This window comes from uncultured Amaricoccus sp. (assembly GCF_937891315.1).
Classification (GTDB): Bacteria; Pseudomonadota; Alphaproteobacteria; order Rhodobacterales; family Rhodobacteraceae; genus Amaricoccus.
Map to the genome: position 1 here is coordinate 1 of NZ_CALAGI010000118.1, position 8,067 is coordinate 8,067.

The 8,067-nt window shown below is 66.8% G+C and carries 7 protein-coding genes; 6 read left to right on the top strand and 1 reads right to left on the bottom strand.

The window, feature by feature from the left end; all coding sequences use genetic code 11:
* Positions 1-381 precede the first annotated feature (381 nt).
* The gene (locus tag Q0480_RS10955) at positions 382-1,041 is read right to left on the bottom strand and encodes a GntR family transcriptional regulator (protein WP_299132829.1); all 660 of its coding nucleotides are present in this window, start codon (positions 1,039-1,041) and stop codon (positions 382-384) included.
* A 277-nt stretch (positions 1,042-1,318) separates the two neighbouring features.
* Here Q0480_RS10955 and Q0480_RS10960 point away from each other — a divergent pair, with 277 nt between their 5' ends.
* The 6 genes from Q0480_RS10960 to Q0480_RS10985 all read left to right on the top strand — a co-directional run.
* Positions 1,319-2,098 carry a 5-oxoprolinase subunit PxpA gene (locus tag Q0480_RS10960; RefSeq protein WP_299132832.1) on the top strand — a complete coding sequence of 260 codons (780 nt, stop codon included), beginning with the start codon at positions 1,319-1,321 and terminating at the stop codon, positions 2,096-2,098.
* Positions 2,095-2,883 carry a putative hydro-lyase gene (locus Q0480_RS10965; protein ID WP_299132835.1) on the top strand — a complete coding sequence of 263 codons (789 nt, stop codon included), beginning with the start codon at positions 2,095-2,097 and terminating at the stop codon, positions 2,881-2,883. Before Q0480_RS10960 ends, Q0480_RS10965 begins: the two co-directional genes overlap by 4 nt.
* A gap of 66 nt (positions 2,884-2,949) precedes the next feature.
* On the top strand, positions 2,950-4,530 hold the full coding sequence (gene pxpB / locus Q0480_RS10970; RefSeq protein ID WP_299132838.1) for a 5-oxoprolinase subunit PxpB: 1,581 nt from the start codon (positions 2,950-2,952) through the stop codon (positions 4,528-4,530).
* A complete protein-coding gene (locus Q0480_RS10975) occupies positions 4,527-6,260 on the top strand; it encodes a biotin carboxylase N-terminal domain-containing protein (protein ID WP_299132840.1) in 1,734 nt (577 codons plus the stop codon). Before pxpB ends, Q0480_RS10975 begins: the two co-directional genes overlap by 4 nt.
* Positions 6,261-6,363: 103 nt before the next feature.
* Positions 6,364-7,662 (top strand): MFS transporter, encoded by a 1,299-nt coding sequence (locus Q0480_RS10980; protein ID WP_299132843.1) that lies wholly within the window; start codon positions 6,364-6,366, stop codon positions 7,660-7,662.
* A gap of 112 nt (positions 7,663-7,774) precedes the next feature.
* On the top strand, positions 7,775-8,067 hold a 293-nt coding region (locus Q0480_RS10985; protein ID WP_299132845.1), incomplete at its 3' end, for a carbonic anhydrase.

The following is an 8,067-nucleotide window of genomic DNA, read 5'->3' on the forward strand; positions in this document are numbered from 1 at the left end:
CACCGGTCCGCTCATCCCTCCCATGCCGCCCTGGGCGCCCCCGCCGGTCGACATCCCTGATCCCGATGTCCCCTCGGAGGGCGAGGTGCCCGCGCCGGAGCCGTCGCAATGATGTCTCGATATGTAGCTGGCCGCATAATAACGCGGCGATCGGCAATCGATGTAAAGGTTGTGAGAATATACGTTTCTCCGGCAGATATGTAATGATCCAAAGATTTTGCCGTCTTACTCTTTAACTGATTGGAATTCTTCAATAGAGATCGACGGAATAACGTTATTTATACTATTATCTACTTTTGATATTTTTCCCACATCAAACGGCAAACTATGACGCAGCGAAAGCCATTACCAGAACAACCGCTCTGCGTACGCCATCATGATTTAATGTCTAGTAAAAGCACCCAGAACCACTCTCTCGGCATTGACGAGGTATTTTTCTAAACGGCTTGCCGCTTCAGATCTCTTTCCGAGCTCGACAAGTTTCAATATTTCTTCGTTCAACTCTATGAAAGGAGAATGCAACAATTCCGGCTCGCTGAGCAGGCCAAACGCGAGCCGCATTTCGGCCAGGACGTGTGAAAAGAAGGCGTCGAGCCGGGGACTGTCGGCAAGCGCGACGATCGCTCCGTGAAACGCCAGATCAGCGCTGCCGACCACGAGCCAGTCGCCGGCTTCCCGCGCTTCCTTCGCCCGCTCGACCGCCTCTCGCATCTTCCTGACGGCGGGATGCCCGGAGAACGCCTGTTCCAGGATCTCGACCTGAATGATGCGCCGCACCCGGTAAAGGTCGACGATGGTGGCCATGTCCGGGGTGGCTACAAAGACGCCACGGTTGGGCTCGTGCCGCAGAAGCCCTTCCTTGGTCAGCACGCGGAACACTTCCCGCAACGTGTTGCGGGAAACTTCGAGGCTGTCGCTCAACTCGGCTTCGGAGAGGTGCTGGCCTGGAGAAAAGCCGCCATGGATCACCTGCTCGCGGATTCGCGCGGCAACCATTTCCGCAAGCGATCGACCACCATCCTGGGGCACCTTGGTCCTCAAGCTCTGTTTGCTCCTCAACTAAGGCACGGATTCTAATCATCTCGCCCCAACGTCTCAAGCTATCAGGACCGTTTTCATCACCTAGTGACCGAGCTTGGCAGGCCGATTCGCGGGTCGGCTCCATACGTTGTGGGCAAAAATTCTAGAAAACTTTGACATATAAGCCTATGATTCATGCTTGGCTGATCATCGAAAATAGATTATTTGTTGAACAACAGAAAGCCGATCATTGAATGGATTGGGCCGAGAGCAAGCGGCCTGGGCAAGGGGGCAGGGGATGACGGCGATCGATCTGAACAGTGACCTCGGCGAGAGCTTCGGCGCATGGAGCATGGGGAACGACGAGGCCATGCTCGGCATCGTCACCAGCGCCAACATCGCCTGCGGGTTTCATGCCGGCGACCCGGCCGGAATCCTGCGAACCTTGCACGCGGCGGTCCGTGCAGGCGTCGCCGTGGGGGCCCATGTCGGCTATCGCGATCTAGCGGGCTTCGGGCGTCGGGCGATGGACCCTTCGAGCGAAGAGCTGATCGGCGATGTCATCTATCAGATCGGCGCATTGCAGGGTCTCGCGGCTGCCGCCGGCACCCGGGTCACCTACGTCAAGCCGCATGGCGCCCTCTACAACACCATCGCTGGGGACGCGCGGCAGGCCGCGGACGTGATCGCGGCGATCCGAGCGGTCGACCCTTCGCTCATCCTCATGGCCCTCGCGGGAGCACCGATCGTCGCCCAGGCGCGGGCCGCGGGGCTCGCCGTGATGGCCGAGGCCTTCGCCGACCGCGCCTATACTCCGCAGGGTCGCCTCGTCTCGCGCCAGGAGCCCGGTGCGGTGCTGCACGATCCGGATGTGGTGGCGCGACGGATGCTTCGATTGGCGACCGAGAGTGTGGTCGAAGCGATCGACGGCACGCCGACCCCGATCGAGGCCGGGTCGATCTGCGTCCACGGGGACAATCCCGCGGCTGTCGCCATGGCGCAGATGATCCGAGAGACCCTGACGGGAGCGGGCGTCACGCTCTGCTCCTTCGTCGACCGCAAGGAGGTGAGACCATGAGTGGAGATTCGGTGACCGCGGCCCAGGCGGCCCGGGCGCGTTATCGCGCTGGCGCCGTCGAGCCGACGGCCGGAGTCGCACCCGGCCTGGTGCAGGCGAACATGATCGCCCTGCCGCGCGACTGGGCTTACGATTTCCTGCTCTACGCGCAGCGCAATCCCAAGCCGTGCCCGGTCCTGGACGTGACCGATCCGGGAGCCTTCACCACCGTGCTCGCCGAGGGCGCCGATCTTCGCCGCGACATCCCGCTCTATCGCGTCTGGCGCGACGGCCAGTTGGTGGACGAGGTGACGGATGCCAGCCCCCTCTATGCCGAGCGGGACGATCTGGTGACGTTCCTCATCGGGTGCAGCTTCAGTTTCGAGGCGGCGCTGATCGAGGCCGGGATCGAGGTCCGCCACATCGCCGATTGCAGCAACGTGCCGATGTTCCGCACCAACCGGCAATGCCGCCCTGCCGGGAGGTTGAAGGGCGAGATGGTGGTGTCCATGCGTCCGATCGCGGCCGACCGGGTGGCTGCGGCCGCGACCATCTCCGCACAGTTTCCCGCCGTTCACGGAGCGCCGGTCCATGTCGGCGTGCCGGAAGACCTGGGCATCCGGGACTTGGCGGCGCCGGATTTCGGCGACCCTGTTCGTATTGAGCCTGGCGAGGTTCCGGTCTTCTGGGCCTGCGGAGTGACGCCTCAGGCGGCCGTGATGGCGTCCGGGGTACCTTTCGCCGTCACCCACGCCCCCGGCTACATGTTCGTGACGGACGTCCCGGACCACGTCTACCGCGTCTGATCGCGCATCCGACCGACGGCCCCGTCCGGGGCCGGCAGCTCAGCCATCCCCGCGACGAGGCCCCGCATGCGTTTTCTGCCGGTCAATCCGACCACGCTTCTGGTCGAACTCGCCGATCTCGAGGCGACACTCGCGCTGTTCGATTCCCTGGCCCGGAAGCCTGTCGAAGGGGTGGAGGAAGTCGTTCCCGCCGCGCGCACGCTCATGCTCCGCTTCGACCCGGAGACGAGCGCCTCCGACATCGCCGCGGAGCTGGCCAGTCGGGATCTTTCGGCTCGGGATTCTGGTCGGACGCGGACGGTCGAGATCCCCGTCGTCTATGACGGGGCGGATCTGGCAGAATCGGCGGAACTGCTCGGTATCACTACCGAGGAGGTGATCCGCCGCCATACAGAGGCCGACTACACCGTCGCCTTCACGGGCTTCGCTCCCGGCTTCGCCTATCTGTCCGCTCCCGAGGTCGGACTCACCGTTCCGCGGCGTCAAACACCCCGCACGCGGATTCCCGCCGGCTCCGTCGGCCTCGCGGGGGCGTTCAGCGGGGTCTATCCGCGCGAAAGCCCCGGCGGATGGCAGATCATCGGGACCACCCCTCTCGTCATGTTCGATCCGGACCGCGATCCCGCTGCGCTGCTCTCACCCGGCGATCGGGTTCGATTCCGCCGGATCGACGCGATGCCGGGGCGCGCGCCGGCGAAGGCCGCAGCGCGGATGGTGCCCGAGGCTCCGGGCCTGCGCGTCCTTTCCGTCGAACTGCCCGTGCTCGTCCAGGATATGGGGCGGCCCGGATTGGCCGCTCTCGGCGTGTCCGTCTCCGGCGCGTTGGATCGCGGCGCCCTGGCTGCGGCGAATGCCGCCGTCGGCAATTCCCCGGACGCGGCCGCCCTGGAGATTACGCTGGGCGGTTTCAGCTTCGAGGCCGAGCGCGCGGTGACGGTCGCTCTGACCGGAGCGCCCGCTCCGATCACGCTCCGGAGCGCGGAGGGGCACGTCCTCATCGCACCGCACGGCCGTCCGATCCGTCTCGGTCCGGGAGATGTGATCAGCCTTGCCGCCCCGGCGCAGGGCATGCGGAGCTACCTCGCTGCGGCGGGAGGCCTCGACGTGCCGGCCGTGATGCGGAGCGCCGCGACGGACACGCTCGCGGGTATCGGTTCCGCGCCGGTCAAGGCAGGCGACCGGCTCGCGATCGGCACGCAATCCGGCACACCCGCCACGTCGGCGTCCCCCCGGCGACGGGCCTTGCCCACCGCCGCGGACATCGTGACCCTCGACGTCGTCCTTGGGCCGCGCACCGACTGGTTCACCCCCGAGGCCGTCCGCCTCCTCGGCGCGCAGGAGTGGGTGGTCACCCCGGAATCGAGCCGCGTCGGCATCCGTCTCGCGGGCGCGACGCCGCTCGAGCGGGCCCGCGCCGACGAGCTTCAGAGCGAGGGGACGGTGCGGGGCGCATTGCAGGTCCCCCCGAACGGCCAGCCGGTGCTCTTCCTGTCCGATCATCCCCTGACCGGCGGCTATCCGGTCATCGGCTCGGTCGCGCCCCATCACCTCGACCTCGCCGGGCAGATCCCGATTGGCGCCCGCATCCGTCTCGTTCCGATCGCTCCCTTCGCCGAAATCACCCCGACGCCGGAAAATCCCTCATGAAGAAGGTCCTGATTGCCAATCGCGGCGAGATCGCTCTTCGCATCGTCCGGGCCTGCCGCGACTACGGGCTCGCCTCCGTCGCCGTCTATGCCGATGCCGATGCCGATGCGCCCTTCGTGCGTGCCGCCGACGAGGCCTGGGGCCTGTGTGGCTCCAAGCCCGTCGAGACCTATCTCGACATCGGCAAGCTGATCGCCGTTGCACGCCGCTCGGGCGCCGACGGCGTCCATCCGGGCTATGGTTTTCTCTCGGAACGCGCGGAATTCGCGCGGGCGGTGCAGGAGGCCGGCCTCACCTGGATCGGCCCCGATCCCCATGTGATCCAGGCGTTGGGCGATAAGGTCGAGGCGCGGCGGATCGCCGAGCAGGTCGGCGCTCCGCTGGTGGCAGGCAGCGACGGTCCCATTTCGTCCGGAGCCGAGGCCGAAGCCTTCGCGCGTCGGGAAGGGCTTCCCATCGCCATCAAGGCGGTCTTCGGCGGCGGTGGCCGCGGGATGAAGGTGGCCTGGAAGCTGGAGGAGGTGGCGGAGCTCTACGATTCCGCCGTGCGGGAGGCGACCACTGCCTTCGGACGGGGCGATTGCTACGTGGAGCGCTTCCTGGACCGTCCCCGGCACGTCGAGGCGCAGGTCGTGGCGGACCGGCACGGCAACGTCGTCGTGGTGGGGACGCGCGACTGTTCCCTGCAGCGCAGGAACCAGAAGCTGGTCGAGGAGGCCCCCGCGCCGTTCCTGACCGACGATCAGCGCGCCCGCGTCCATGCGGCCGCGCGCGACATCTGTGCGGCTGCCGGCTACACGGGCGCCGGCACGGTCGAGTTCCTTCTCAGCGCCGACGGGGTGCTGTCCTTCCTCGAGGTCAATACCCGCCTTCAGGTCGAGCATCCGGTGACGGAGGAGACGACTGGGGTGGACCTCGTGATCGAGCAGTTCCGGATCGCTGCGGGATTGCCGCTGTCTTTCACCGCCACGCCCGAGCCGCGCGGCCATTCCATCGAGTTCCGGATCAATGCCGAGGATCCGGGCCGTGGCTTCCTGCCCTCCCCCGGCGCGATCACCTTGTTCGCTCCGCCCGCCGGTCCCGGCGTCCGGGTGGATGTCGGCGTCGAGACGGGAGGCGCCGTCGCCCCCGCCTTCGACAGCCTGATGGGCAAGCTGATCGTCACCGGTCCGACCCGCGAGGTGGCGCTCGCTCGTGCCCGCCGCGCGCTCGCCGAATTCCGGATTGAGGGCGTGCCCTCCGTGCTGCCGTTCCATCGCGCGGTGCTCGAGGCTCCGGCCTTCACCGCGGAGTCGGGGTTCGGCGTCCATACCCGCTGGATCGAGACCGATTTCGGCCATCGGTTCGAGCCAGCACCTCCGGCGCCGGCCGCCCCTTCGGACACCATGCTGCGGCTCCCGGTCGAGATTGACGGGCGCAGGGTCGAGCTTCGGCTCCCCTCGGCGCTCCTCGGCGGCTTCCAGGCGGTCGGAGCGCCCGACCAGGCGGCGCCGGCGGAGCGGCCGGAGGAAGCCGGCCCGGGCGCGGTCCGAGCGCCGGTGCCCGGAACGATCCGGCTCTGGCGGATCGAGGACGGCGCCGAGGTGGCCGAGGGCGACGTCATCGCCGTCATGGAGGCGATGAAGATGGAGACCCCCGTCGCCGCCCCCATCTCCGGCCGGCTCCGGCGGATCGCCGAAGCCGGCTCCATCCAGCCCCTCGGCGCGATCGTCGCCCGCATCGAAACCTGACCGCCCGTGCCTCGACCCGCGCGGCTCCGACCGGGATCGTGCGGCCCCTGACCGCCGCGAGGAGCGGCGCCGACTATCCCCAATGCCAAGGAGACCGTGAATCATGAATGACGCATCGCCTCCAGCCGCCACGGCAGACGCATCGCCTCCAGCGGCCACGGCAGAGGGCTCCTGGTACCGGGAGATGACGCCGAAGGGCAAACGCACCTTCTGGGCCTGCTTCACTGGCTATGGCCTCGATGCCTTCGACGTCCAGATCTACAGCCTCGCCATCACAGGCATCATTGCGGCCCTGGCGCTCACCAACCAACAAGTCGGCATCATCGCCACCTCGACATTGCTCGCCTCGGCCTTCGGAGGCTGGTTCGCCGGGATTCTGGCCGACAGGTTCGGGCGCGTCAGGACTCTCCAGATCACCGTGGTCTGGTTCGCCGCGTTCACCTTCCTCAGCGGTTTCGCGCAGAACTTCGAGCAGTTGCTCATCTGCCGCGCGCTCATGGGCCTCGGCTTCGGCGGCGAGTGGTCGGCCGGTGCCGTGCTGATCGCCGAGGTCATCGCGCCGAAACACCGCGGCAAGGCAGTCGGCTTCGTGCAGAGCGCCTGGGCCGTCGGCTGGGCCTTCGCGGTCCTCGTTTCGACCGTGCTCTTCAGCGTCTTTCCGCCGGAGCTGGCCTGGCGCTGGCTGTTCTGGTTCGGCCTCATGCCCGCGGCCGCGGCCGCCGTCATCCGCCGCTTCATCGACGAGCCGGAAGTCTATGTGCAGAGCCAGGAGAAGCTGAAGGCGGCCGGCGATACGGTGAAGATCTCCGAGATCTTCTCGCCCTCGATCCTGAAGACCACGGTGCTGTGCTCTATCCTCACGACGGGCGCACAGGGTGGCTACTACGCCCTCGGCACCTGGCTGCCGAGCTTCCTCAAGAACGAGCGCGGCCTCTCGGTCATCGGCAGCGGCGGCTACCTCGCGGTCATCATCCTGGGATCGTTCGCCGGCTACCTGTCCGGAGCCTATCTCGCCGACCGCATCGGCCGGCGAAACAAGTTCCGGGTCTTCGCCATCGGTGCGTTCCTGATGGTCATCGCCTATACGTCGCTGCCGATCCCGAACTCGCTGATGCTGATCCTCGGCTTCCCGCTCGGCTTTTTCTCGTCCGGCATCTTTGCCGCCATGGGGGCGTACCTAACGGAAAACTTCCCAACCCGGATCAGGGCTGCCGGACAGGGCTTTACCTACAATTTCGGTCGAGGAATAGCGGCGCTGAACCCGACCCTGATCGGAATGGCGGCCGCGACCATGGGGCTCGGAAAGGCGATCGCGGTCTTGGCAGCGGGCTCCTATGCGCTGGTCCTCATTGTGACCTTCCTGCTGCCCGAGACGCGCGGCAAAAAACTCGAGGCCGACTAGGCCGCACCCAGCGCGGCCCCGATGCCGACGGCGCGGGGCCGCGCTCCCGTCGGCATCGGCAATACGGATCGTCGCCTTGCCGGCAGCCGCGGAACGCCTACGGAGGACTATCATGTGCGCCCTCGATGGACTTCTCGCGAACAACCGCGCCTGGGCTGCGCGGCGCGTTGCGGACGATCCGGAGTTCTTCACCCGTCTCGCTGCGCAGCAGGCGCCGCGCTATCTGTGGATCGGCTGCTCGGATAGCCGCGTGCCGGCGAACCAGATCATCGGCCTCGATCCCGGCGAGATCTTCGTCCACCGGAACGTCGCCAACCTGGTCGTCCATTCCGATCTCAACTGCTTGTCGGTCCTGCACTACGCTGTCGAAGTCCTCAAGGTCGAGAACGTCATGATCGTCGGCCA